The organism is Planctomycetaceae bacterium, from assembly GCA_039680605.1.
GTDB lineage: Bacteria > Planctomycetota > Phycisphaerae > SM23-33 > SM23-33 > JAJFUU01.
In genome coordinates, this window is the sequence record JBDKTA010000002.1 from 1 (window position 1) to 24,161 (window position 24,161).

The window sequence follows — 24,161 nt, forward strand, 5'->3', positions numbered from 1 at the left end:
AACCTATCGAGCGATGCAACCGCCCCCGGAACGTCAGGCCTGATCAACCAGACCGCCGCCGATGTGTTCGTCAACGTCGCCAGCGATCTGCACCTCAAGGCGGGCAGCCCGGCCATCGGGGCAGGCAACAAGGTGCTGGACTTCGACGCCCTGGGCAACCCGCGCGGCACTCCCGACGATATGGGCGCTCTGACGACGTACGTCGAACCGACCGGAGGTGGCATCGATCGTTCTGTGTTCCGCGGGTCCGGCCGCGGCCTGATGCGAGGAGCCGCCTGATATGGAACTGACTAGAAAAGCCCAAACCGCCGCCGTGGTTCTGATCCCAGCCGTCGGGACAGCTGATAACATCGCCTGGAAGATTAGTGCAACCCTGGCCTCAGGAGACGTGAAAGTCGCCCGACACTACGGCGGGGTCTGGCATGTCGACAACATCACCGACCTTCCCGTCGAGATCGCCGGAACGGGCTTGCTGGCGGTGACGCTGACGGAGGAGGAGATGACCCCCGACGACAACGCCTACCCCGTGGCCGTCCTGTTCAAGGACGCCGCCGGGTCCGAGTGGATCGACAACGCTCTGATTATCCACTGCACCGCCAATGACATGTCTAACGTCATTCTGGACATCAACGGCCTCGATGCCATCTCAGGTGCGGCCCCGGCCGGCGTGGCCACCAACTTTCGCGAGATGGTCGTGCAACTGTGGCGACGGTTCTTCAAGAAGTCTACCTGCACTTCGACGCAGCTCAAAACCTACGCCGATAACGGCGTCGACATCCTGACCACCCAGACCGTCAGCGACGATTCGACCACCCAGACCCAGGGCAGCGCCTCATGAGGATCCTGAGCCTCCCCAACGGAACCGTCAACCGCCTCGACCGGGCTGTCTGGCTGACGTGCCCCTTCGATATCCAGCTTCTGCCGCTGGTGGGCGGTTCATACCGGCTCTATCGTGGCGTCGGCGGTCTGTCGAGGGTGAACTTCACCTCCCCCGTCGCGTCGATCTCGGGACGCCTCAACGCAACGGCGATCGCGGGTCTTGGGCACCTTCCCTCGACGCGGTACACCTACGCCCTGCGCCCCGTTCGGCAGGACCTGCTCGGCGCGGACCTCGAAACGCCGGACCTGTCCTGCTCGGCCGAGTTCGTCACCGACGCCGCTGCCGACTGGGTCGGACTAAGGCCTGCCGCGCCGGAGGCGCTGGGCGCTGCGGCCCTGTCCGGCGGCCGCATCCGCCTGCGGTGGCGGTACCGAACGCCCCGCGGCACGACCGCCCCGGCCACGTTTGCGGTCTACGCCTCCTCGTCCGAGAGCCTGGTGGGAACCGAGGCATCCGTCGCCTCAGCGACCTATGTCTCGGACCGTGATTACAGTGCCGTCATCACCTGCGCCGACGGCCTGGCGTACTTTCTGGCGGTCGCCGCGGTTTCGGCCGGATCCATCGCCTCGCCCCTGTCGCGTATCGTCGGGCCGGTCATCGCCGACGCTGCCGCCCCGGCCGTTCCGGCGGCAATCCTCGACCAGGTGTTCTAACTCAGAAACGTTTCCACCGCGACCTCTGCGGTGAATGGAAGTCGACATGGGCGTTCATGTAGTCCAGCCTGTTGATCGCGGGTGTGCTCTGGATCCGCCGCGCCTGCGCGTCTATCGCAGCGCGGTGGTCGCCGGCCGAGGCGCCCCGGGATGGAGCCAGGAGCTCGTCGAGGCTTATTGGTCGGCCCAGAAGATCACCTGGGCGGTCAACGGCAATGCCTCGACGGCCATCCTGAAAGTGCAACTGGGCCAAAGCGCCGACCGCGAGGAGGCGCTGCACGCCGAAAGCTCCCACTGCAGCGCCGGCGACCGGATCCGCATCGTCCAGCTCGAGGGCGATCGTGAGATCGAGTGGTTCCGCGGGCACATCGCCCAGGACGCCCTGCTGATCCAGGCCAACGACGATCTGGAAAGCTTCTCCGTCACGGCGTACGGCCCGGAACTGCTGCTGGCCCATTATGCCCTGTCCGGCCCATGGTGGCCGACGACCAGCCTCGATGCCACGGAGATCCAGTTCGGCCAGGGCGCCGGCGCTGACCAGCTGACTTACGCCCAGGCTGTACGGGCGGGGGCCTGGGCCTCTTACGCCCCGGTGATCTTCAACCCGCAGATCTCCGGCGCTGAAGGCCGGGGCAACGCGTCGGGTTCGCTGTGGAAGCTCACCCGAAGAGGCAAGGCCGACGGCGGCTATGACGCCTCGGCCGCCGACAGCAAGTGCCGCGTCTTCGCAGCCCCTGGCCGTCGCGTGGTCTTCAACAACGGCACAAGCACCATCACTACTGAAAGCCGCCTCTGGACGCCGTACGAGGCTGTCCGAAGCCTGATCGAATATATCGACGACTACACCGTCGTCTCCTTCGCCGCCACGGCCTGGCCGGCGATCGAGGCTCTGCTGTCGGGAATGCCGCTGGGAACGGTGGACCTGACCGGCTGCAACCTGGCAGAGGCCCTGAACAAGATTCTTCTGCCTCTGGGCTTTGGGTTCTGCCTGGAACCGTGGGCCTCGGCCGACGGCCGCCACGCCCTGAAGGTCTTCCGACTGCACGACCCGCTGACGCACGCCGACGCGTTTCTGGCCAAGATCGGCACGGCGATCGAGAGCCCCGACGGCCAGCGCAGCGCCGTCCAGAGGCTCAACGTCATCAAGGACCATCACAACGTCCGCAACGACATCATCCTGCTCGGCGGCGTCAAGCACACCCAGCGCACGCTGACGTTCACCCATGACGCCGATACGCGAGATCTGCACCCGTACTGGGATCAGACCACCAACGCCTTGGCCGACTATGCCGACGCCAGCAACCGCATCCGCCCCAAGGGCGCCGGGATGGGCGCCGGCATGTACGACCAGTGGAAGCAGCGCTACGAGTACGACGGCGACAAGGACCTCAACGACGCGTACCGGCACGCGTTCCGGTCCTTCGTCTGGAATGAGGACGCGGCCCTGTCAGCCCTTGTAAAGAGCGCCCAGAACAACGCGCTGATCCCGGACTTCAGCGCCAACCACCTGGCGGCCGGCGGCCTGAGCGGCGAAGGCTTCGACAACCTCCAGACGGCCCACGTGCCGCGGCCCATGCGCTACCGCGCCGAATACGCCGACGGCTCTGACGCCCAGAGCGGCTCTCTCAAGCCGGCGGCCGTCGAGGTAGCCGTGGCCGAATGGGACCCCGACGCCGGCGCCATCGCCATTGACGATCAATCGTGGGTGGAACTCGGCGGCGACGCCGTCGAACTCCGCAACGACCGCTGCGGGATCTGGATCAAGGCCAAGAACCTCCTGGACCTCTACCCGTGGAAGGACATCAAGTCGCGATCGAGCACCGGGCCTTTCGGCACCGACCCCTCCGTCTCACTCCACCAGCGCTACGGGCGATGGAACTGGCCCACGCTGCTGCATAACGCGATGCGCAAGGCCACCGGGGCCGGAGAGTACCACATGGTGCTGCGGATGAGCGGGATGGTCCCCATGGATAGCCACGTGATGTTCCAGGCCCCACGACAGCAGGACAGTTCGTGGCCGTTCACCGCTCAGGAAGTCGTCATCAAGGAAGACTTCCGGTATCGCGACAAGCTCGGCGAGGCGTCACAAACCATGCGGGCCACCGTCAACGACGGCCAGGTGGGCGGGCGGATGGACCTGTACTCGCGGCGCGTTCGCGACGTGATGGAAGACGCCGTCGCGCACGGGTCGGTGGTGCTGCGCGGGCTTCACCGCTCTTTCAGTCCAGGGCAGGGTCTGGCGACCGTTCGCGGCCGCGGCGTGGATCTGACCGTGGCCGGCCGAACCGGCGACACGGCGCGGCGGATCGCCCCGGTGATCGTTGCCGTCAGCTACCTGCTGGAGGAGTCGGCCAACAAGACCGAACTGGTGCTCGACACCCCGCTGGTCAGGACCATTCGTTAGAACCATGGCCGCCGAAGAACGCACATTCCGCCCGTCCGGGCCCGTCGCGGGCCTCAGGCACGGATACGCCCGGATCATCACCAATGACGGCGACGGCGACTATACCATCACCGAACTGGTGCGGGACGGGGCGGCCGACCAGTTGCTCGACCAGCCCGGCGACTATATCGACGCTGACGCGCGGGACTTGCGAGGCAATGCCGGCGGTGAGGTCGATAGTGTCGTTCGGTGGTGGGAGCAATATACCCTCAGCGGCGCCGTGGAGGTCGTCATCGAGACGGTCTATCAGGACGCCTTCACCTTCGGCACGTTATTCACCGGCTGGACGATGACCGGCGCGACGGACTTCAACGGCGTCTGGGTGCCATCCGGATTCAATGTCAACGGCAAGCCCGCCTACCGCACAAGCCGCGTCTCCGATAGCGGCATGGGCGAGACCTGCGGGATGATGTGGTGGCTGACCGACGCGTCGTGGGTTGACTTCTGGGCGACGGGGTCGCCCCGCTACGCCAGCGGCGGGGCCTGGTGGGCGCTGTTCGCCGATCCGCAGTATCTCTCCGGGGCAAGCCTGTTCATGGGCCTGCTGGGCCCGCAGACCGGCGCGACGCCGGCAGGCACGTGGTATTGGGATGAGCCCTACGTCAACCCTTCTGTCGGGCCCGAGAGCAAGAACCTGTCTGTGTACAGCGGATAAACGATCTTACATAAGGAGCTTCACCATGCGCAAGTGTCCGTTCGTTGTACTGTGCATCGCCCTGGCGGTGCTGGCGTTGTCTGTCCCCTGCCGGGCCCAGGAATCCGACGGCGACATTGCCCTAACGCAGCCGGCCGTGGCTGGCGTTCAGGGGGCCGTCCTTCCTGACGTCCAGTCGCCTCCGGTTGGGCCTCCGGAGTCTGTCGCGCCAAGCGCGGCCATCGACCTGGTGTTGGTAGGCGTGCTGGCTACGGTCGTGACGGTCGTCGTGCAGTGGCTGCGCAAGGTCAAGGGCATCGACGAGAGTCCCAAGATCCTCCCGTACCTGTCGGTCGCCGTCGGCGTTGTCTGTTCGGCCGTGTACCTTGTGCTGTTCACGACCGACGACATCACCGCCCGCTCGATGCTGGCCGCTGTCGGCACCGGGGTACTGGCCGGCCTGACCGCATGCGGCCTCTACTCGGCCGTGGCCAAGGTGGTCCTGGAGAAGATCATCACCACCGCCGGCAAGCGATGGATTGCGGTGCTTCTTACAGCCCTTCTTTGTGTGGCCGGGTGTACCCAGCCTCCAGCCTCGGTCAAAGATACGTTATTCGGGGCTCAGTTGACCGCTGAAATGGCCGTCAAGGACGCCCAGGCGGCACGGCCGGGCACTGTCTGGGCCGCCCCTGCAGCGACAGCCTCGGACGCCGAGCGGCTTATGATCGAACGCCAGCGCACTGCGGTTCTTCTCGATGCATGCCGCAGCGTGGATAAAAACTTAACGGCCATTCTGTACTACTACCGGGTGTCCAACTTCAATCCGTTCCAGGACACCACGCCGCCGGAAAGCGAGGCCGCCGATGGACAGTGACTCCAATACCCTCTCGCGGCAGATCGCGGCCAAGCTGACCGAAGCCTTGAAGGAGCGGTTCCCCGACCACGCTGAGTCGCTTGAGGCCGTAGGGCCGATCATTGGCCCGCTGGTGGGCCTGGGCATTGCCGAGGGCCAAGCGGCCGTCGATGCAACAGTCGAGGGCCTGACGGCCTCCGACAGCTACCCGGCCTGGCGAACGATCTACGAGCAGGCTACGCCCGACGAGCGAGTGACGTTGAACGACGCCTCCAGAAAGCGGTTGATGCTCGATGCCCTGGGCGTCCTGAAGCGTCGGCAGATGCTTTGGGACGTTCTCAAGATCGCCGCCGGCGTGATCGGCGCGGCGCTGCTGTAGACACTGCACCGCAGAGACGGGGAGAACGCAGAGGGCGACACGATGAAAAACAGGATGAATGAATGGGTGGACGGATGCAGTGGCTGCCGGGCCGATGGCCGCGCCACGCGCATTTATCCGTCCATCGCCGCCCTGATCCTCTCTGCGGTCTTTGCCGGTTGTGCGGCCAACAACAAGGTTCAGGCCCCCGGCCTGGGCTCTGCCGCCCAGAGTGGCGGAGAGGCCCCGACAGTCAATATCGCCGTCGCCGGGGGCACCCTTGCGGCCGTGCTGCTGATCGTCGCCATCCTGGTCGCTGCGGTCGTGGCGATCCGCCGCCTCGGCGCCGCTCTCGACGTGATGCTTGAGCGAGAGGACTCGGCCAGGCCTGCAGACCAGGAGAAGCTGAAGCTGACCAAGGCCTTTGTCCGCGCCGGCGCCCATGGCGTCGTGCGTCGACACCTGAAGCGCATCAGGAAGAAGCGCAAGCCGTATCTGTAGAACGGCCACGGCAATCCTGCCCTTTCGCCCCGCCGGCATGCAAGCCGGCGGGGCTTTTTTTCATGCGCCTGGCCGGGATGCGTCATAAGTGTCGCAGTGTCCGCATCATGTGTGGCTGCTAAATATGCAGCATTTCCCCGCAATTGACTTGGATTCCTCGCGGACATCGACGACTCATGTGTCTGATGGCAAACGCAAAGGACAACGCGATGAAGACCACGCAAAAGACGCACGAATGGCTGATGGCAAAGAACCGCGGCGGCAGATCCCGCCTCCAGGTCCTGGGCTGGCGGAAGCTGGCGGCGCTGTACTACGCCGCCGAAGCGGGCAGCCCGGTCCGCAAGGTCATAGATAAAGAATGCCGCCGGTGCGGGTACGCGCCCCGGACCATCCTGGCCCTCAACGCATAGGAGCAACCCATGGCGATCACGAGAATAGATTTTGCAGGCGGCGACAAGAAGGCGATGACCTTCGTCACCGTCACCCGGTGCCTCGGCATCGCGACGATCACCGCTTCCTTCCTGACGCCGGAGAGCCATTTCGACGTCACGACCGACGCCTGCGACCGCGAAGCCCTGGTTCACCTGGCCTCCCGCGTCCAACGAGCCATCGACGGCTGCCGGGGCACCAACAGCATGATCCAGGACTACCTCCGCATGATCGAACTGCTGGCCAACTGAAAGGACCTTCCCATGAACAGCCACTGCGAAACCGCCCGCCGACGCGGGCATAACCGAAAGGAAAGAATCATGAAGACCAAGAAGAGCAAGAACGTGGAAGTGCAGACCGGCAAGACCTACCGTGCCATGGTGCGAGGCAAGGTGTCGATCGTGACCGTCAAGGGCGAGGTCGACGGGGGCGGATGGGACGTCGAGATGATCTCGACCGGTTCCCACCACCGAGTCAGCAGCATCAGCGGGTTCGTCTGCGAGTGCGACAAGAGCGGCAAGCCCATCGAGGCCGCCACGGGCAAGAAGGCGCCGGAGGCCTCCAGAGCCGAGGCGCCGACCGCCAAGTCGGCCAAGGAAGCCAGGCCCGCCAAAGCAAAGCGCCTCGGCGGCCTTGGCGCTGCCGTCCAGGTGCTGGCCGAGGCGGGCAAGCCCATGAACGCCGCCGACATGATAAAGTGCATGCTGGACCGGGGCCTGTGGACCACCGGCGGCAAGACGCCGGCGGCCACGATCTACGCCGCGATCATTCGGGAGATCTCCTCCAAGGGCCAGGCCAGCCGGTTCCGCAAGACGGACCGCGGGCTCTTTGAACTGACTCCTTCGGGGATCCAGTGGCGCACCGAGGCCGGCGCCTTATAATACCCCTTATAGTGCGCTGCCGTTTTGGCGTCGCTCGTGTCCATCCGTGTCTACCGCTGATTGAGCGTAAGGCAGTACAGAAACAGGTGGTTGAGCGATAAGTACAATAATCGCCAACAGAAAGGAAAACGCCCCAAAAAGCCTTCCAAGGTGGATGTTGAGGGTTCAAGTCCCTTCGCCCGCTTTACTTGAGCAGGAAGCTTTAATCGAAGAAACCAGATCGTCGGCCGGTCCTCCCTTGGTCATATACGCCACCGCCCCGGCTTCACGCATCGACATTGCCACGTCCGACGCCATGTGCATTGAAAGCCCGATGACCTTGACGGCGGGATTATCTTCCAGTATCTGCCGCGTGGCCTCGATGCCGCTCATCTGACCGAGATTGACATCCATGACGATGACATCCGGGTTAAGCTCCCGGGCCAGCCGTATCGCCTCGGGTCCGTCCTGGGCCTCGCCGACAACCTCCAGACCCGGTTCGAATTGGAGCAGCCCTGCCAGTCCCTGGCGCATGATCTTGTGGTCATCTACAATCATGATCCGGCAAGCCTCGGACTTGGGCAGAACCGTGATAGGTTCTTTCGGTTCTTCCTTCATGACCTCGGCAGCGGCTTGCGGCGCCTGGGCTTCTCCCACCGGCGCCGTAAGAGTAATCTTCGTGCCGCCGCCGGGGGCGGTCTCGATCTCCATGTGCCCGCCGATGTACGCCATGCGCTCCTGAACGCTGAAGAGGCCAAAGGTCGTCTCGTCCTGGGTGCGCCCGCGGAGCAACTGGGGATCGAAGCCGCGGCCTTTGTCCGACACGACGAGCTTTATGTGCTTGTCGGATGTCCTGGCAAGAGTGACCTTAACCTCCGTTACGCCGGCATGTTTGACCGCGTTAAAAAGCAGCTCGCGGGCACATTCAAACAGCAGGAACCGCGTGGCCTCGATGGCCGGTTCAGCCTTCTTGTCCATCAGGAGATGAACCGCCACCTGGTGCTTCTCCAGCGTATAGGAGGCGAGCCAATTCAGGCCGCCAACCAGGCCGGCTTCGTGAAGCACGGGCGGGCTGAGTTCGATGGCCAGCGAACGCGAGGCGTCGACGGCCTCATGCACCATGCTTTGCACGCCTTGGGCGATGGCGTGAACGCGGGAAGCGTCTTTGGCGCGCTTGATCCAGTCCAGTTGCATTCCGGCAGCGACCAGCAGTTGCTGGATATGGTCGTGCAGGATAATCGCCACGCGTTTACGCTCTATCTGTTCGGTACGGCTTAACTGATTGGCCAGCGCACGCAGCATGCGAGCCTGTTCCTCGACCTCGGCCGTACGCTCGGCGACGCGCTGTTCGAGGCTCCTGTTGAGTTCCCTGAGGGACTCCTGAGCCCGTTTCAGGTCGGTGATGTCCTGAATCGTCCCGACAAGCCTTACCGCATGCCCCTGGTCGAAGAATGTTTGGCCTGTCACACAGATCCAGCGTTCAGCGCCGTCGCTGCGGCGCGTGATTCGGTGCTCGTAGCTGAACTTGCCCCCGCTCGAGGGATCAAACGCCTTGTCGAGGACGGCCTCGATGGCGGGGCGGTCTTCGGCATGAACGCGTTCTACAAAAGTATCATGGCTGATCGGCTCGTCCGGGGTAATACCGAAAAGGTCGCGGATGCGGCTGTCCCAGCGAATTGTATCGGAAGCAACGTCGTAATCATAAATGCCCAGTTCGGCGGCCTCCTTGGCGATCTGGAACCTCTGCTCGCTGTGGCGAAGGGCTTCCTCCATGCGTATACGGTGGTCGATATCCTGGACAATCCCTACCATGCGGCGGGCGCCGTCCGACGAGCGGACGCTGTGGCGTCCTGCCGCCCAGATCCAGTGGACTTGCCCGTCCACACGCCGAATCCGGCACTCGAAGTTGCAATCGAGGGCATTGTCGATGGCATTTTGAATATGCGCTTGCACGGCCGGGCGATCCTCCGCGATGACGTGTTCCAGGAACATCTCGAAGGTCCATTGCGGAAGAAGGGTTGGGTAGCCGAAGATCTGGTCATGCAGGAGCGACCGCTCTGCCGTGTGATTGGCCACGTCCATGTCCCACACGCCCATCTGGCCGATCTCCAGCGCGAACATGAGCAGTTGTTCACCGGCTCGCAGTTCATCCTCCCTGCGTTTGCTCTCAGTGATGTCGCGGTAGCTCAGCACCACCCCTTCGACGGCGGGCTCTTCGAGGAGATTGACGCCCACGAATTCAAAGATGCGCCTGCTGCCGTCTGCCGCCTGCACCGGCACCTGCAGTCGGCCCGTCGCCCCGGCCTCGCGAAGGACTTCGGTGAAGACTTTGACCGCCTGCGGCCGATCCTCCGGAAAGAGGAAGTCGAAAGCACTCGTGCCCACTGTATCTTCAGGCAGGTACCCCAGGGTGTCGGGGTCGCTGGTCTTGTTGTAGGTAATCGTGCCGTCTTGTGTGACGATGGCGACGTAGTCGGAGCATTTCTCCATGAGCAGCTTGAAATGCCTCTCGCTGCGACGCAGCTTAGCCTGGGCATCGTCATGTTCCGCTGCCATTGGTTGCCTCACATCTTGCCGCTTCTAGGAAGCATAGCGCGGGGCGGCCTCATATAGCAGACTGTCATTCATCGGCGGAGCGGTTGTGAGATGAAGCCAAGAACGCCGTCAGCGCCACTCGCGACGTTAGATGGTCTTGTTTTGAGGCAGTCTTCTTCTCTGCGTACTTTGCGGTCTCTGCGGTTCATGCAGTTTTCGGGCTACCCGGCTGCGCAGCGGTCTGATCGAGGCGGGGTCATGAACCTGCGGACACGTCGAAGAGGTATCGGCCCGAACCCGCGGCAAAGCACACACCGCTGCCGGCTGGTTCCGCCTTTTCCAGGCCCGCCACGCCGGCGATGAACGCGCCGTTTTTCCAGACTTCCTGGCCGCCTTCGCGGATGACGGCGTTTGCGATGCCCAGCGTTGGCACGGTGATCGCGGCTGTGGCGCCGGGCGGGATGACCACTTCCAGGTGCAGCCCGGCGGCGGTGCGGCACCAGCTTGAGACGATGCGGCCGCGCGGGGTCGGGACCGACGCGCGGGCCCAGGTCAGATCCCCCAGCACCTGCGGGGCGATCTGCACGTGAGCGTAGCCCGCCGTGCAGAGGTCGGCGCCGAAATATCCCGGTCCGCCGATGCCGGCGATGTCGCTGAAGAAGAACCCGCTGGCGCTGGCCCACATGGGCATGCTTTCGGCCCGCTTGCCCAGGCGGTCCCACATGTACCGCCCCCACGATTCCCAGACCGTCGTAGCCCTGCGGGCGACCATGAATCCCCAACCCGGATACGTCGTCTGCGTCATCACGCCGAACATCACCTCGCCGGCCCCGGCGCGGGCCAGGGCCTCGATCATCGCCGGCGTGCCGCACGTGCCGGTATGCAGATGCCCGCCGTGCTTGTTGACGATGTTGTCGACAATGTCGGCCACCACGGCAGGGCGATGCTCCGCCGGCACCACCTCCAGCGCCAGGGGCACCAGGTTGGACGTCTGCGACCCGGTGGCGTAGCGACCTGCCGCGGCGTCGAGCCAGTTGCGGTTCAGGGCGTCGCGGGCGGATTGCGCCATCGCGGCAAATCGAGCGGCGTCGGCGGGCTTGCCCAGCAGGGCGGCCACGCGCTGCATGATGTCCGCGCAGCGATAGTAGTAGCCCGTCCACAGCGGTTCGGGGGGCGTCTCGCTGGAGAGGAACTCTTCCTTCTCGGCCTCGGGGCCGGGCACCATGTGGTCGCCCAGGCTGCCGCCGGAGACCGCTCCGTCAGTGGCGCGGGTGGCCAGATGGTCCAGAAATCGCGTCATCGGTTCGTAGTGCTCTTCGAGCAGCCGCCGGTCGCCATAGGCCATGTAACTGTGCCAGACGGCGATGGGGTAGTTGCCTGCCCAGGCCGGGTCGCCGGGCTTGGCGTCCTGGTACCGCGGGACGACGCAGATGATGGAGCCGTCGTCGTTCTGGGCGTCGGCGGCGTCGCGCATCCACTTTTCCCAGAACAGCGGTTGATAGAACCGCGCCATCAGTGCCGAGCTGACCGAGGCGGGGTCCAGGAACGCCCAGTGCTCGCGGCAGAGGCAGTCCAGCAGCATGCCAAAAGCGGCGATCCGCAGCGTCTGGCGGCAGAGACCGTGAATGCCATTGAGCAGTTCGTTCGAGCAGGCGAAGTCGGCTGAGAAGTCGTAATCGCCGTGGACGAAACAGCCCTCCATGTCAGCCAACTCCGGCGGATGAGGCAGGCCGCTGACCTGCACGAAGCGCACGGGGTGGAAGGTGAAGCGCGGCTCGAAGACTTCGCCGTTGGGGTCGCCGCGGCAGATGTAGTAGTCGGTCTCGCGCGGCTCGGGGTAGCTGCGCAGGTCGAGCTGGCCGTCGAGCTCACAGCCCTCGTTGTACAGAAGGCCCGAGTACTTGATGGTGACCTTCGTGCCGGCAGGGGCCTTGACGCGAAGGCGCACCCAGCCGCCGAAGTATTTCTCGAAGTGATAGATGTACGTCCCCGGCGCCGGGCAGGCCAGCCGCACCGGGCGGTATGTCTCCATCACCCGCAACGGCGGCAGAACCTGGGCGCTGAGTTTCTGCGTGCGGGCCTCGACGATGCGGACCGGCGCCCAAGCCGAGTCGTCAAAGCCATCCTGAGCCCATCCACGCTGCTCGATGCGGGCGTCGTACGTCTCGCCGCCGAACAGGTCGGCGCTGACGATCGGGCTTGGCGCGGTCTTCCAGCTCTCGTCGCTGACGACGCTGGCCGCGGACCCGTTTGCGTCGGCGACGTTGAGCTGCAGCAGCAACTGCGGGCACGGGCCGTAATGGATCTGCGGCGGGTAAACGCCGCCGGGAGCGAACTCCGGCTCGGAGAACCACCCGTGGCCGAGGATCACGCCCACGACGTTCACGCCCTCGTGCAGCAGGTCTGTTACGTCGTGCGTCACATAGAGGCTGCGCTTGTCGTAGTTGGTCATCGCCGGGTCGAGCACCTGCTCGCCCACGCGACGGCCGTTGATGTACAGTTCGTGCCAACCGAGCCCGCAGACGTACGCCCGTGCCGCGGCCGGCGGCGTCGCCAGCGTGAAGACCTTCCGCAGCAGTGGGGCGTGGATGTCCGCGGCGGCGGCGATCCACCGCCCTTGCCAGTCGGACTCGTCGAGCAGGCCCATCTCGAAGCGGGCGGGGGGGCTTGAGGCCTCCTCGATCGCGGCGCCGTCGCCCGCGGCCCAGACCGTCACGCTCCACCAGCACTGCTGGGCGCTGCGCAGTTCTGCCCCGGCGTATTCGACGTGTACCTGCCGGTCCGACTCGACGCGTCCGCTGTCCCACAGGTTTGCCTCGCCGGCGGCAAGGCGCTGGGGCGTCGACGCCACGCGCACGCGGTAGGCCTTCTGGGCGATCGCGCGGCCGTCGGATTCCATCCCCCAGCCAAAGCGAGGCCGCGGCGTATCGAGCCCCAGCGGCGAAGGGAGATATTCACACGTGGCATTGACTATCTGCAGCATCAAAGCTCCTGGAAGTTCGTCTTGTTATTGTTGCAGCGAGAGATCGGGGGCCTGGGCCTCTTGCTGGGCGCGGACCTTGGCGCGGGTTTCTTTGCGCCATTGCTGGATCGGTTGGGTGTGGCTGCGATTGAACGTGTACCGCAGGTGGCGGGCGGAGGTGAAGCCGGTCTCGCGGGCGACCTGCTCAAGGGTCTTGTCGCTGTGGCTCAGCAGGATGATCGCCTGCACCAGGCGCGCGGCGCTGATCTCCTGGGCGACCGGGCGCTGCAGGTGCTCCATGAAGTGCAGGTCCAGCGCCCGCCGCGACAATCCGACCGCCGCGGCCACCTCGCCACTGGAGAGTTTCCTTTCGGCCAGGTGCTGCCAGATATACCGCAGCCCCCGCGCCGTGGGCAGGTCCGCCACGGCGATAATGTTGCTGCTCTGACGCACCGTGATGCCGCCCGGCGGAATCAGCACGTTCTGGGGCGGCACGTCGCGGCCGCACATCATCGTGTCGAGCAGCTCGGCGGCGCGGTATCCCTGCAGGCGCCCGTTGGCGCGGACGCTGGACAGCGGGACCGGGAGCGATTCGCAAATCTCGGTGTTGTCGCCCAAGCCGATCAGCGCCACCTGCTCGGGCACGGCCAGCCCCGCCGCCATGCACGCCTCGTACGCCTCGACAGCTGTCCAGTCGCTGTCGAGCATCAGGCCCAGCGGCGTGGGCAGGGCGGAGAGTTCTTCGGTCAGCCATTGTCGAAACGCCCGGGAACTGTACCCCTTCTTCGCCTGGGGGCTGTTGACCCAGTCCAACAGGTGAAACTGCGCCCCGGCCTCGAGGGCCTTGCGCTCGAAGGCCTCTCGCTGGCGCTGCACCCAGGGCGCGTCGCCAGGCGTGCAGTAAGCCAGATGAGTGAACTTCGAATCCAGCAGATGTCCTGCCGCCATCCCAGCGATGGCGGCGTGATCGCACGCCACCACGACGCCTCCGGAGAGGGAATCGTCCAACCGGATGATGGGAACGCTGCGGCACTGGATCCACGGCGCAGCGTCGCCGTGATGGCGCTGCACCACGATGCCTTTGACATCCCAGAACGCAGCCACGTCCTCAGGCCCTGCCCAAGGCGCCTCGCCCACGACAATCAGCCATCCGGCCTTGCGGGCGTATTGGCAGAGTCCCTGGCGGACGTCGAGGCTTTCAACGCCGGCCACCAGAACGCGCGGAACGGTTGCCATGGCAGTGTTCATCATGATCTCTCATGCAGCAATGTATCGCATCGCTGCCCGTGATGTCTACAGGCTTGCGGTTGGGAGGCACCAGGTGCTTATCAAAGCCGTTGTCTGCTTTGATGAATACAACATTGCGCCACGGGTGCTTGCCTGCACTTCCTTGCACTTTGTTGTACTTTTCACAGCACTTCGCGGGAACTACCGGACCGCCCCTCTCGTGGCGGCAGGAAATCAGCGGCCCAATGATTGCAAAATATTGTTAAACAGATAGTTAAGCGTGATGGATTCGTAACTTTATTGGCTTAAAGCGGGCGGCCGGCTTGAACAGAGCGGCTGCCCGTTGTCTTCTATGGAGTGCGGCAGCCATATCTGCCGCTTTTGGAGTTGTTCGACGCCGAGAAACTCTCAAAGCGGCAGCTACGGCTGCCGCACTCCACAATTCTGCCCTGCGACGCCGCCCGGTTTTTTCCGGGTGCCACGCACAACTCCGTTGTGCGTGTCCCTGACTGTAAAGTTCGGGAGCATGGCCGAGTCCTTCGACAGGCTCAGGATGATACGCCCATGCCACGGTGCCACTCACAACTCACCACTCACCACTCACCACTCACACCTGGCGGTTCTTCCGCCATGCGGCGGGGCTTTGGCCGGTGGCGGTCTTCACGCAGCGGATGAACTGGCTGATCGTGCCGTACCCGCAAGCGGCGGCGATGTCTTTGGCGGTGCGGCGGGTGGTTGTCAGCAGCGTCATCGCCTCGCGCAGGCGCCACTGGCGAAGCCGCTCGCCCGGCGACTGGCCCAGGTGCTTGCGAAAGGCCTTGCCCAGGGCGACCGTCGAAATGCCCGCCGCCCCGGCCAACCGTTCGACCGTCAGCTCCGGATTGCGAAAGTCGGTGCGGATGAGGTGCATGGCCGTGGCGACCCCGGCGTGCGGCACGGCCAGCACGTTGCTGCTCTGGCGCACGACGACGCCCTTGGGGGCGACCCACACCGGCTCGTCGGGGATCGCCTCGCCCTGCATCAGGCGACCCAGCAATGCCGCGGCCTGGTAGCCCTGCTCACGGGCATTCATGTCGACGCTCGACAGCGGCACGATGGCCCCTTCGCAGATCGGGGCGATGTTATAACATGAAACCACCGCCACCTCGTCGGGCACGAGAATGCCTCCGTCGCGCAGCGCCGCCAGGGCCTCCAGGGCCGTCCAGTCGCTTTCCATCATCAACCCCAGCGGCCGCGGCAGCGCCGACACCTGCTTGCGAAGCCAGCGGCGGAAAGTCTCAGAGAACGATCCAGGCGATTTTCCAGCCGCCGCCGACCAGTCCAAAGTATGCACCGTCGCTCCAGCGGAGTCGCTCGTTTGGCGAAAGCCTTCGAACTGGTGATTCAGCGGCCACCAGTTCCCCAGCCAGCAATACGCCAGGTGGCGAAAGCCCGCATCGATGAAGTGCTGCGCCGCCAGGCGCCCGCTGGCGCGGAAGTTCAGAAGAACCCGCGCGGCCTTGAACGGATGCACTGTCCGATCGCCCAGCCAGACCAGGGGGATGTGGCTGCGCTGCCAGGCCCGGCGGTCTTTCTCGTTAGGTTCGCCGCTGACAATCACCCCGTCGCACTCCCAGCGGCGGGCGACGGCGGCCGCGGACATGCTCTCCTGGGCCGCAAACATCATGGACCACCCGCTCTGCCGGGCGTATTCAATAGTGCCCAATGAGATGGGATGATCCACCATGGCATTAAGGACCAGGACGCGTCGCGGGCGGACATTTTCGGCCATGATCATGCTCCTTTGACAGGTTTGTATAATGCTAACTCAACTTTTCGATAATGGGTAGTATGCAAATTGTGAACGTCGCTTATACTGGCATCGTTGTGGACAGTTCCATCGGACGGATTCAAGCAACCAGTTTTTTGAACCAAGAGAAAGGAAAGAGGAGTACGAACATGAGAAACGCAGCATTGACAATTCTGGCGGTTGGTTTGGTTCTGGCATTGGCCGGCGCGGCATCGGCGGCCGTGACGACGGTCGCCCTGTATCACATGGGCGAAGACGGTGATAATCCCAACGTGAAGCTCATTGCGGCGGTGGGCACGGACGCTGCCATGGGTTCCTGGAACAACACGGAATCGATCGAGACGGGAACCACCGGCGCTTTGGGCAGCACCAAGTACTTATCAAACGACCGATCCGCTTGGACTCCCGGGCTCACGTATCTTTATAACCGCGCCAACAACTGGGGCATGTCGGCTTGGCTTAAGTTGCCAGATGGTCCCTTGGCCGGTCAGCAATACGTCAGCGATTCGTGGTGGGCCATGTCGAACGGAAATTATAATGCCAACTCCATTGGCATGTCGCGCCCCAACGGCGTGACGACCTGGAACATCGGACACGGCGATATTGTCGCGGTTGATCCGGCCTTGTACGGCACTTGGGCGCACGTCGCCTTGGTGTACAACGGCAACAACAACGCCCAGTTATACGTAAACGGCGAGTTGCTCGGTTCCCGTGCGACCAACGCCTCTTTCCGGGGCGATGCTGCAGGCCACTTCTGGATCGGCACATGGAACGCCAACAGCAACGTCGGCCGTGGCGCAAAGGGTTATGACGAAGTCCAGGTCTTCAGCTTCGACGCCGGCCAGTTTGATATCTCCGACGTATATAAGATCAACATCCCCGAGCCGGCGACGATGAGTCTGCTGGTCATCGGCGGCGTGGCGGCATTGATTCGTCGTCGTCGCAAATAATACAATCGTAACAGAGTGCAGTCACAACGGGCGGCCCGCTTATCAAGGTGCGGACGCCCGTTGTCTTTTCTGGAGTGCGGCAGCCTTAGCTGCCGCTTTGGGAGTTGTTCGACATCGAGAAACTCTCAAAGCGGCAGCTCCGGCTGCCGCACTCCATAAGTTCCGGAAACACGTCGTTTTTCCAGATTTCGGCCATTGGCAATTTTGGAAAGCGCGGTATACTGGCCGCATCGCGTCTGGATTTGCCCCGTTCATTGCCCCAGGAGAAGCCGCTCATCACCGGCGGCAGGGACAGCAGAGGACGGAGGCGGGCATATCTGTGAACGAACAGGCTCTTCGAAGAATTACTTGCTGCGCCGTTGCAGCCGAATCGATCGGTAAGTTACCGGACTCAGAGCAAGGATATTCTGCACAGACAAGAAAGGCACAAGGAGCATCTCATGAAACACGCAGCGTGGACAATCCTGGCGGTGGCGGCGGTCCTGGCGGTGGCGGGTGCGGCCCAGGCGGGGCTTAGTGACGGCCTGGTCCACTACTATTCGTTCGACACCGACAGCAAAGACAGTGTGGGAAGTCTTGACGGCACCCTGAATGCAAACGGAGCGATCTCGGGCGCTAACGCCAAGGTCGGCGGCGGGGCTCTTATGAGCACGTCGGGCGGGGCGACGTGTGACCTTGGGGCCCCGGTGAATTTCGGCAGCGGGTCCTTCTCGGTGAGCTACTGGGTCACTTCACCTCAAAATAGCGGCAATGGCGAGCTTGGACCGATGTCCGCGGATTGGAGCGAAACCCATTGGGACATCAAGGACTGCGGCAACCTCAACTGGTATGCAATCCTCGTCTCACCCAATATGCCGTACAGCACGTTCACTTCCAAGATCGGCCAGGGTCTTGCCCCCACGAACACGTGGATGATGCTCACTCTCGTCGTTGACCGTGCAGCAGCCACCGCAACGTTTTACAAGAATGCGACCGGTCCCAGCACAATGAATATCTCTGCCGCGGGCACCGATAGCTTTGACTCCACCAGGAACATGGGCGCCATCATCGGCCAAACAGGCGGCGGCATTGATGAATGGGCCTTTTGGGACCGAGCGCTGTCCTCTGCCGAAGTTTCACAACTGTATAATGACGGCGATGGCATGTCCATCTCCTTGTCCATCCCCGAGCCCGCATCCGTTTCTTTGTTGCTGCTGGGCGGCGCGTGGGTGATCGCACGAGTCCGCAGACAAAGCGATAACTGATAATTGATCCAATCCAGAGAAAGGAAAGAGAGTCTGAACATGAGACATTCAGCACTGGCAGTTCTGGCGCTGGCAGGCACGCTGCTGCTGTCCGGCGCGGCGCAGGCGGGAATCGTCGTCACCTACGGCGCGGGCGTCACGTGGCCGACCGCGCCGGACGTGCAGACGGCCCATCCTTCCCAGTACATCGGTTACAATCATCCCTACTACGGCGGGTACTTCACCCAATCCTTCAAGGTTGCCACCACGCTGGTCGTGGAAAAACTGTACGTAATGGCCGCACGCGAGCAAGCCAGCACGTCGCTGATGTGGATGAAGTTCTACGAGGTGGACAACGTCCACAGCGTCTCGCTGGGGACGCTGGTGGGTACCGTCGCCGCGACGGCCAACGAGCTCAGCCCCAGCACCAGCTCGGTGATCACGGAGTTTGCCCTTTCCGGGGCCAACCAGATTACCCTGCCGGCCCGGGCCGGCGACGCCGGGTACGCCATCCTGTGCTATGCAGACGATTCCTCGGCCCGCTGGGAAGCCGGCAAGGCGGGCAACGTCTATGCCGACGGATACTGGGGCGGGTCCTATGCCGGAACGTCCGACATGATCATGGCCCTGGTCGGTTCGCCTATCCCCGAGCCGGCGACGATGAGCCTGCTGGTCATCGGCGGCGTGGCGGCGCTGATTCGCAGAAAGAGGCAGTAATCGGTAACCCGTAAGCAGTAATCGGTAAAAATGAACAACCGCGGGCGGCCGGCTTGAACAGAGCGGCCGCCCGTTGTCTTCTATGGAGTGCGGCAGCCATAGCTGCCGCTTTAGGAGTTGTTCGACACCGAGAAACTCTCAAAGCGGCAGCTAAGGCTGCCGCACTCCATAATTCGCCCTGCGACGCCTCCCCGGGTGCCACGCCCGTGCTATGGTGTCACTCACCACTCACCACTCACAGCTGCTTCTTCCGCCAGGCGGCAGGGCTTTGGCCGGTGGCGGCTCGCACGCATCGGATAAATTGATCGACCGTACCGTACCCGCAGGCGGCGGCGATGTCCTTGATTTTTCGCATGGTCGTCGCCAGCAGCGACATCGCCTCCCGAAGCCGCCATTGGCGCAACTGCTCGCCCGGCGAGCGCCCCAGATGCTTGCGAAACGCCCAGTTCAATGCGAAGGCGGAAATCCCGATGGTTCGGGCCATTCGGCCGACAGTGAGATTGTCGTCGCGGAAGTCCCGACGAATCATGTGCATCGCCTTGGCGACACCCGTGTGAGGCACGGCCACAACGTCGCTGCTTTGGCGGGGCACCACGCCCTGGGGAGCGACCCACAGCGCCTCGGCGGGCGGCTCGTCGCCCTGGAAGAGGCGGTCCATCATCTCGATCGCCTGGCGTCCCTGCTCGGGCCAGTTCATGTCCACGCTGGTCAGCGGCACCAGAGCCCCTTCGCAGACCGGCGCGATGTTGTAGCAGGAGGCGATCGCCACTTCGTCGGGCACGAGTACTCCTGTCTCGCGCAAGCCCGTCAAGGCCTCCAGGCCTGTCCAGTCGCTCTCGACCATGAGGCCCAGCGGTTTGGGCAGGGCGGCTACCTGTCTGACCAGCCACCGGCGAAACGTGACGCTGTACGATGAGCCCAGCCCCTTCGCCGCCTGCCGCGGCCAGTCCAGGGTATGCACCGTGCAGCCGCCCTCCTGGGCGGCTTGGCGGAATCCCTCCAATTGGCGGTTGAGCATCCACAGATCGCCCAGCCAGCAGTAGGCTAGATGTCGAAAGGCCAGGTCAACGAAATGACGGGCGGCCAATCGGCCAGCCGCGTAATGGTCCAGCAGCACGCTGCCAGCGCCGTAGCGGCGTCCTTCAAGGTCGTGCAGCCAGACCATCGGCACACGTCCGCGCGGCCACCTTCTCATGTCCTGGGTGCTGACGTTGGCTCCGACGATCACGGCATCGGCCTGCCACTGCCGCACCATGCCCGCTAACGGGCCATCCTTCTTTGAGAAGATCATCGCCCAGCCCCTCTGGCGCGCAGAATCGGTCAGTGCCATCGCGACCGGATCGTACGGCCCCAGGCCCAGAACCAGAATGCGGCGCGAAAGTGCTGGAATGGCAGCCATGGGTGCAAGTGTATATCAAAAAGTGGATTAAACAAGTATATAATCACTATTTGCAAATACCAAAACTCGTGTAATATTGGGGGTCATGGAAAGGCGATTGTCGCCTTTCAAATCCAAGGCGGTTTCTGGCACGGACGGATGGTTCGCAAGAGTAAGTCAGGGACAAACAAAGGAGCGGTTATGAAACGTACAGCATTGACAATTCTGGCAATGGCGGCCGTATTGGCGTTGGCCCCTGTGGTGCAGGCGGCGACCGTCACGCAGGCGTTATGGAAGATGGGCGAGGATGACCCGGCAGCAGCGGCAGGCAATGCCGTCAACGCAACCGGCGTTGACAGTTCAGGCAGCAACGATCTCGCTCTCTTGGGCTCAGGCGCCACGTACACTGCTCCCGGCGCCGACACGGGCAGTCCCTTGGCTGTCAACTTCGATGGCGCCGGTCATTATGAGGGGACCGTTGCAGGATGGGCAGGCGACCGCGGAGTTGAGTTGTGGCTGCGAATAAGCGAGCCCAATGACCGGCACGACCCGTTGAGCGTTGGGAACTTGATATTCTATACATTTGGAGGCGGCTCCAATCAGATTTACAATGACTTTGCAGGCACCGGCGGAGTAGGAGATCCATTCACGTATACGAGCAGTGAGTGGTTCCATCTTGCTCTTGTCACAGTCGGCCTGGAGACGACCTTCTATGCCAATGGCGTTGCCCAGGGCAGTTCACGAGAAGTCACGTTCGACAGCGATCTGTTCGTCGTCGGCGACACCAACCGCGGCGGAGGCCCTTGGCTTGGCGATATCGACAATGTCCGAGTCTTCAACGTGACCGACGGCGACTTCGATCCAATGAGGGACTTAACGCTTTCGATGGATATCCCCGAGCCGGCGACGATGAGCCTGCTGGCCCTGGGCGGTCTGGCCGCGCTGATCCGGAGGAAGAGGCAGTAATCAGTAGCCAGTAATCAGTAATCGGTAGAAATGGTTTCAACGGGCGGCCGGCTTGAACAGAGTGGCTGCCCGTTCTCTTCTATGGAGTGCGGCAGCCATAGCTGCCGCTTTAGGAGTTGTTCGACACCGAGAAACTCAAAAAGCGGCAGCTACGGCTGCCGCACTCCATAACTCCGCCCTCCATGCTTTGAATGGCCTTTTCGCCAGGCGCGCGGGGTCAGGCCGGTGGCCACCCGCATGCAGCGGATGAACTGGTCTACGGTTCCGAACCCGCAGCCCGCGGCGATATCCTTGACCGCCCGATTCGTCGTCGCCAGCAAGACCGAGGCCTGCTTCAGCCGCCACTGACGCAGATAGTCGCCCGGCGTGCGCCCCAGGTGCCTGCGGAACGCCCAGTTCAAGGCGAAGGTGGAAACCCCGATGGCCCCGGCCAGCCGACCCACCGACAGATCCGGATCGTGAAAGTCCCGGCGGATCATGTTCATGGCCGCGGCTACGCCCTTATGCGGGACGGCGACCATGTCGCTGCTCTGGCGGACCACCACGCCCTTGGGTTGGATATAAAGCGGTTCTTCGGGCAGCGGGGCGCCGTGGATCAGGCGGTCGAGCATCGCGGCGGCCTGGTAGCCCTGCTCGTGATAGTCCATGTCCACGCTGGACAGCGGCACGATCGCGCCCTCGCACAGCGGCGCCAGGTTGTAGCACGAGACGATCGCCACATCCTCCGGGATCCGAATGCCTGCCTCGCTAAACGCCGCCTCGGCCTCCAGCGCCGTCCAGTCGCTCTCGACCATCAGCCCCAGCGGCTTGGGCAGTGGTCGGACCTGCTCGGCCAGCCAGCGGCGTATCGCGGCGCTGTACGATCGCCCCACTCCCTTTGCCGCTCGCCAGGACCAGTCCAGCACATGCACCGTGCCTGCGGCCGCCTCGGCGGCGGCGCGGAAGCCTTCCAACTGGTCATTCAGCGGCCACCAGTTGCCCAGCCAGCAATACGCCAGGTTGCGCAAGCCCAGATCGACAAGGTGCTGCCCGCCCATCTCTCCGGCGGCGCGGAAGCCCAGCACAACGTCGGCGGCGCCGTACTGCAGGCCGCCCCGGTCGTGCGTCAGAACCATGGGCACTTGCCCGCGAGGCCATCTTCGATAGTCCCCGGCGCGGGGCGTCCCCCCGACGATGACGGCGTCGGCCCCCCAGCTCTTCACCATACTGGCAATCGACGCATTGCCCCTCTGGGCGAACAGGATCGAGTTCGACCAGCCGGCCTGTCGGGCGTAATTGGCGATTCCGACGGCGAGAGGGTGAAACAGGTCCGTGTCGAGTATCAGAACTCGCGGCGATAGGATGATATTGGACATATCCAGCCTCGTTGTCGCTAGGTGTCGCGGACGTCTTGTCTGTCGCGGGCGAAAAAGCCGCTATACCATAACATCGATTATCAAATGTAACATCACTATTTACTAATACCGCCGTTCCGGTATAATGCGAGGCATCTGAAATGGCCATTGGTAGGTCCAGTTCTCAAAGAAAGGAACGAGAGATGAAGCACACAGTATTGACAATTCTGGCATTAGCGGCGGTGTTGGCGTTGGCGGGCGCGGCCACGGCGGACAGCTACACCGCCATCAACTCCGGCGACTGGTCGACCGCGGGGACCTGGAATACCACTCCGCCGGCCGGCGGGCCTGGCGCGGCAGACCATGCCAATCTGGACGTGGGCGTGACGTATGACGCCGGCGCGTCCGGGGCACTCGGATCGATGGGTATCGGGGTCGGCGGTTCGCTCGCCGTCGCCGATGGACAGGTTTTCAACGTCGGCGGCGATGGGAACAACACGATCGAGGTCCATAACTCAAACGCCTTCAGCATCGGCGCCACCTCGCAGATCAACTACACCGGCGGCCAGTTTCACTTCCGCGACGGCGCCGTGAACACCATCGACTTCGCCAATACCGCCACGGATGGCAAGATGTCGGTGTCGACTGATCTGGTCCTGAACATCGGCGATGACGGGTCGGCCACAACGCTGAATATCGGCGCCGCCTCCAGCGGCACTCATTTCGGCAGCCATGGCGGCGGGGCGGCGAGCATGCTGAACATCGATTCGGCGACGATCGGCTTTGGCAACTGGGATTCGGGCAATAGAGTCAGCCTGACAAACGGCGCAGTCGTCAACATCGACGGGTACGTAGCCGTCTACACCCCCGACGCCATCACCCTGGACAATACCTCGCAGCTCACTGTGGGCGGCAGCTTGTACGTGCGCACGGCCACGCTGGATGTCGCCGGAGCCTCCATCACAGTCGCTGGGAACGTCTTCAGCGATTCGGGCAACTACCAACTCAATGTGATTCAGAATGCCGGCCAGACGACCGGCATGACGCTCAACGGCGACCTCTCCCTGAATACCGGAGATATCTTGAACCTGGTGTTCGACGGCACCGAGCTGGCCGGTCCGGACTGGGCCTTTCGCTGGCTGGGCGATCACGTCAGCGATCTGCAGAACCTCCAGACGGCCGGAAAGCTGACCTGGAGCGGCGCGCCGCTCGACGTGGGCTTCCTCTATAACGTCGCGGACAACTACACGTACGTCGGGTATATCTCGAACATCCCCGAGCCGGCGACGATGAGCCTGCTGGCCCTGGGCGGTCTGGCCGCGCTGATCCGGAGGAAGAGGCAGTAATCGGTAGCCACTAATCAGTAATCGGTAGAAATGGTTTCAACGGGCGGCCGGCTTGAACAGAGCGGCTGCCCGTTGTCTTCTATGGAGTGCGGCAGCCATAGCTGCCGCTTTAGGAGTTGTTCG

23 protein-coding genes are annotated in these 24,161 nt (G+C 63.5%); 17 read left to right on the forward strand and 6 right to left on the reverse strand.

Annotated elements, in window-relative coordinates; genetic code table 11:
- From ABFD92_00080 to ABFD92_00130, 11 genes are all read left to right on the forward strand, one after another.
- A partial coding sequence (locus tag ABFD92_00080; protein ID MEN6502908.1) for a choice-of-anchor Q domain-containing protein occupies positions 1-279 on the forward strand: 279 nt, incomplete at its 5' end.
- A 1-nt stretch (position 280) separates the two neighbouring features.
- Positions 281-838: a hypothetical protein gene (locus ABFD92_00085; GenBank protein MEN6502909.1), complete on the forward strand. Its 558-nt coding sequence runs from the start codon at positions 281-283 to the stop codon at positions 836-838.
- Positions 835-1,533: a hypothetical protein gene (locus tag ABFD92_00090; protein MEN6502910.1), complete on the forward strand. Its 699-nt coding sequence runs from the start codon at positions 835-837 to the stop codon at positions 1,531-1,533. The genes ABFD92_00085 and ABFD92_00090 overlap by 4 nt, the downstream gene beginning before the upstream one ends.
- A 46-nt stretch (positions 1,534-1,579) precedes the next feature.
- Positions 1,580-3,937: a hypothetical protein gene (locus ABFD92_00095; GenBank protein ID MEN6502911.1), complete on the forward strand. Its 2,358-nt coding sequence runs from the start codon at positions 1,580-1,582 to the stop codon at positions 3,935-3,937.
- Between the two features lie 4 nt (positions 3,938-3,941).
- Entirely contained in the window at positions 3,942-4,631 is a 690-nt protein-coding gene (locus ABFD92_00100; GenBank protein ID MEN6502912.1) for a hypothetical protein, read from the forward strand.
- 25 nt (positions 4,632-4,656) lie between these two features.
- Positions 4,657-5,484: a hypothetical protein gene (locus ABFD92_00105; protein MEN6502913.1), complete on the forward strand. Its 828-nt coding sequence runs from the start codon at positions 4,657-4,659 to the stop codon at positions 5,482-5,484.
- Entirely contained in the window at positions 5,474-5,842 is a 369-nt protein-coding gene (locus ABFD92_00110; protein MEN6502914.1) for a hypothetical protein, read from the forward strand. The genes ABFD92_00105 and ABFD92_00110 overlap by 11 nt, the downstream gene beginning before the upstream one ends.
- 54 nt (positions 5,843-5,896) lie before the next feature.
- A complete protein-coding gene (locus ABFD92_00115) occupies positions 5,897-6,322 on the forward strand; it encodes a hypothetical protein (protein ID MEN6502915.1) in 426 nt (141 codons plus the stop codon).
- 209 nt (positions 6,323-6,531) lie between these two features.
- A complete protein-coding gene (locus tag ABFD92_00120) occupies positions 6,532-6,732 on the forward strand; it encodes a hypothetical protein (protein ID MEN6502916.1) in 201 nt (66 codons plus the stop codon).
- A 9-nt stretch (positions 6,733-6,741) separates the two neighbouring features.
- A complete protein-coding gene (locus ABFD92_00125; protein ID MEN6502917.1) occupies positions 6,742-7,002 on the forward strand; it encodes a hypothetical protein in 261 nt (86 codons plus the stop codon).
- A 69-nt stretch (positions 7,003-7,071) separates the two neighbouring features.
- Positions 7,072-7,632, forward strand: a complete 561-nt coding sequence (locus ABFD92_00130) for a winged helix-turn-helix domain-containing protein (GenBank protein MEN6502918.1) — start codon at positions 7,072-7,074, stop codon at positions 7,630-7,632.
- 165 nt (positions 7,633-7,797) lie between these two features.
- Here ABFD92_00130 and ABFD92_00135 read toward each other — a convergent pair whose 3' ends face one another.
- From ABFD92_00135 to ABFD92_00145, 3 genes are all read right to left on the reverse strand, one after another.
- Positions 7,798-10,167, reverse strand: a complete 2,370-nt coding sequence (locus ABFD92_00135) for a PAS domain S-box protein (protein ID MEN6502919.1) — start codon at positions 10,165-10,167, stop codon at positions 7,798-7,800.
- Positions 10,168-10,402: 235 nt separating this feature from the next.
- Positions 10,403-13,129 carry a family 78 glycoside hydrolase catalytic domain gene (locus ABFD92_00140; protein MEN6502920.1) on the reverse strand — a complete coding sequence of 909 codons (2,727 nt, stop codon included), beginning with the start codon at positions 13,127-13,129 and terminating at the stop codon, positions 10,403-10,405.
- A 24-nt stretch (positions 13,130-13,153) separates the two neighbouring features.
- Complete coding sequence (locus tag ABFD92_00145) at positions 13,154-14,344, reverse strand: substrate-binding domain-containing protein (GenBank protein MEN6502921.1); 1,191 nt, start codon at positions 14,342-14,344, stop codon at positions 13,154-13,156.
- On the opposite strand from ABFD92_00145, the gene ABFD92_00150 reads away from it, so the two are divergent.
- Positions 14,343-14,609, forward strand: a complete 267-nt coding sequence (locus ABFD92_00150; GenBank protein MEN6502922.1) for a hypothetical protein — start codon at positions 14,343-14,345, stop codon at positions 14,607-14,609. The two genes, ABFD92_00145 and ABFD92_00150, sit on opposite strands and share 2 nt — an antisense overlap.
- A 333-nt stretch (positions 14,610-14,942) precedes the next feature.
- On the opposite strand, the gene ABFD92_00155 is transcribed toward ABFD92_00150, so the two are convergent.
- A complete protein-coding gene (locus ABFD92_00155) occupies positions 14,943-16,106 on the reverse strand; it encodes a substrate-binding domain-containing protein (protein ID MEN6502923.1) in 1,164 nt (387 codons plus the stop codon).
- A gap of 167 nt (positions 16,107-16,273) precedes the next feature.
- Between ABFD92_00155 and ABFD92_00160 the strand changes: the two genes are divergently transcribed.
- The 3 genes from ABFD92_00160 to ABFD92_00170 all read left to right on the forward strand — a co-directional run bounded on the left by ABFD92_00160 (position 16,274) and on the right by ABFD92_00170 (position 19,014).
- Positions 16,274-17,074, forward strand: a complete 801-nt coding sequence (locus tag ABFD92_00160) for a LamG-like jellyroll fold domain-containing protein (GenBank protein ID MEN6502924.1) — start codon at positions 16,274-16,276, stop codon at positions 17,072-17,074.
- A gap of 440 nt (positions 17,075-17,514) precedes the next feature.
- Positions 17,515-18,318, forward strand: a complete 804-nt coding sequence (locus tag ABFD92_00165; GenBank protein MEN6502925.1) for a LamG-like jellyroll fold domain-containing protein — start codon at positions 17,515-17,517, stop codon at positions 18,316-18,318.
- Between the two features lie 39 nt (positions 18,319-18,357).
- Complete coding sequence (locus tag ABFD92_00170; protein ID MEN6502926.1) at positions 18,358-19,014, forward strand: PEP-CTERM sorting domain-containing protein; 657 nt, start codon at positions 18,358-18,360, stop codon at positions 19,012-19,014.
- Between the two features lie 235 nt (positions 19,015-19,249).
- On the opposite strand, the gene ABFD92_00175 is transcribed toward ABFD92_00170, so the two are convergent.
- On the reverse strand, positions 19,250-20,413 hold the full coding sequence (locus ABFD92_00175; protein MEN6502927.1) for a substrate-binding domain-containing protein: 1,164 nt from the start codon (positions 20,411-20,413) through the stop codon (positions 19,250-19,252).
- A 180-nt stretch (positions 20,414-20,593) separates the two neighbouring features.
- Here ABFD92_00175 and ABFD92_00180 point away from each other — a divergent pair, with 180 nt between their 5' ends.
- Complete coding sequence (locus ABFD92_00180) at positions 20,594-21,358, forward strand: LamG-like jellyroll fold domain-containing protein (protein MEN6502928.1); 765 nt, start codon at positions 20,594-20,596, stop codon at positions 21,356-21,358.
- 149 nt (positions 21,359-21,507) lie between these two features.
- Here the strand turns inward: ABFD92_00180 and ABFD92_00185 are convergent, their stop codons facing one another.
- Positions 21,508-22,713 carry a substrate-binding domain-containing protein gene (locus tag ABFD92_00185; GenBank protein MEN6502929.1) on the reverse strand — a complete coding sequence of 402 codons (1,206 nt, stop codon included), beginning with the start codon at positions 22,711-22,713 and terminating at the stop codon, positions 21,508-21,510.
- A 182-nt stretch (positions 22,714-22,895) separates the two neighbouring features.
- Between ABFD92_00185 and ABFD92_00190 the strand changes: the two genes are divergently transcribed.
- Positions 22,896-24,038, forward strand: coding sequence for a PEP-CTERM sorting domain-containing protein (locus ABFD92_00190; protein ID MEN6502930.1), 1,143 nt, complete (start codon positions 22,896-22,898; stop codon positions 24,036-24,038).
- Positions 24,039-24,161 lie beyond the last annotated feature (123 nt).

What these genes read in the sequence shown, in the direction of transcription:
- ABFD92_00115 (MEN6502915.1), top strand. Translation starts at nt 5,897, where the DNA reads ATGAATGAATGGGTGGACGGATGCAGTGGCTGCCGGGCCGATGGCCGC.
- ABFD92_00125 (MEN6502917.1), top strand. Translation starts at nt 6,742, where the DNA reads ATGGCGATCACGAGAATAGATTTTGCAGGCGGCGACAAGAAGGCGATG.
- ABFD92_00145 (MEN6502921.1), bottom strand. Translation starts at nt 14,344, where the DNA reads ATGGCAACCGTTCCGCGCGTTCTGGTGGCCGGCGTTGAAAGCCTCGAC.
- ABFD92_00150 (MEN6502922.1), top strand. Translation starts at nt 14,343, where the DNA reads ATGGCAGTGTTCATCATGATCTCTCATGCAGCAATGTATCGCATCGCT.
- ABFD92_00175 (MEN6502927.1), bottom strand. Translation starts at nt 20,413, where the DNA reads ATGGCTGCCATTCCAGCACTTTCGCGCCGCATTCTGGTTCTGGGCCTG.
- ABFD92_00160 (MEN6502924.1), top strand. Translation starts at nt 16,274, where the DNA reads ATGAGAAACGCAGCATTGACAATTCTGGCGGTTGGTTTGGTTCTGGCA.
- ABFD92_00090 (MEN6502910.1), top strand. Translation starts at nt 835, where the DNA reads ATGAGGATCCTGAGCCTCCCCAACGGAACCGTCAACCGCCTCGACCGG.
- ABFD92_00190 (MEN6502930.1), top strand. Translation starts at nt 22,896, where the DNA reads ATGAAGCACACAGTATTGACAATTCTGGCATTAGCGGCGGTGTTGGCG.
- ABFD92_00155 (MEN6502923.1), bottom strand. Translation starts at nt 16,106, where the DNA reads ATGGCCGAAAATGTCCGCCCGCGACGCGTCCTGGTCCTTAATGCCATG.
- ABFD92_00180 (MEN6502928.1), top strand. Translation starts at nt 20,594, where the DNA reads ATGAAACGTACAGCATTGACAATTCTGGCAATGGCGGCCGTATTGGCG.
- ABFD92_00130 (MEN6502918.1), top strand. Translation starts at nt 7,072, where the DNA reads ATGAAGACCAAGAAGAGCAAGAACGTGGAAGTGCAGACCGGCAAGACC.
- ABFD92_00135 (MEN6502919.1), bottom strand. Translation starts at nt 10,167, where the DNA reads ATGGCAGCGGAACATGACGATGCCCAGGCTAAGCTGCGTCGCAGCGAG.
- ABFD92_00170 (MEN6502926.1), top strand. Translation starts at nt 18,358, where the DNA reads ATGAGACATTCAGCACTGGCAGTTCTGGCGCTGGCAGGCACGCTGCTG.
- ABFD92_00085 (MEN6502909.1), top strand. Translation starts at nt 281, where the DNA reads ATGGAACTGACTAGAAAAGCCCAAACCGCCGCCGTGGTTCTGATCCCA.
- ABFD92_00095 (MEN6502911.1), top strand. Translation starts at nt 1,580, where the DNA reads ATGGGCGTTCATGTAGTCCAGCCTGTTGATCGCGGGTGTGCTCTGGAT.
- ABFD92_00110 (MEN6502914.1), top strand. Translation starts at nt 5,474, where the DNA reads ATGGACAGTGACTCCAATACCCTCTCGCGGCAGATCGCGGCCAAGCTG.
- ABFD92_00100 (MEN6502912.1), top strand. Translation starts at nt 3,942, where the DNA reads ATGGCCGCCGAAGAACGCACATTCCGCCCGTCCGGGCCCGTCGCGGGC.
- ABFD92_00140 (MEN6502920.1), bottom strand. Translation starts at nt 13,129, where the DNA reads ATGCTGCAGATAGTCAATGCCACGTGTGAATATCTCCCTTCGCCGCTG.
- ABFD92_00165 (MEN6502925.1), top strand. Translation starts at nt 17,515, where the DNA reads ATGAAACACGCAGCGTGGACAATCCTGGCGGTGGCGGCGGTCCTGGCG.
- ABFD92_00185 (MEN6502929.1), bottom strand. Translation starts at nt 22,713, where the DNA reads ATGTCCAATATCATCCTATCGCCGCGAGTTCTGATACTCGACACGGAC.
- ABFD92_00120 (MEN6502916.1), top strand. Translation starts at nt 6,532, where the DNA reads ATGAAGACCACGCAAAAGACGCACGAATGGCTGATGGCAAAGAACCGC.
- ABFD92_00105 (MEN6502913.1), top strand. Translation starts at nt 4,657, where the DNA reads ATGCGCAAGTGTCCGTTCGTTGTACTGTGCATCGCCCTGGCGGTGCTG.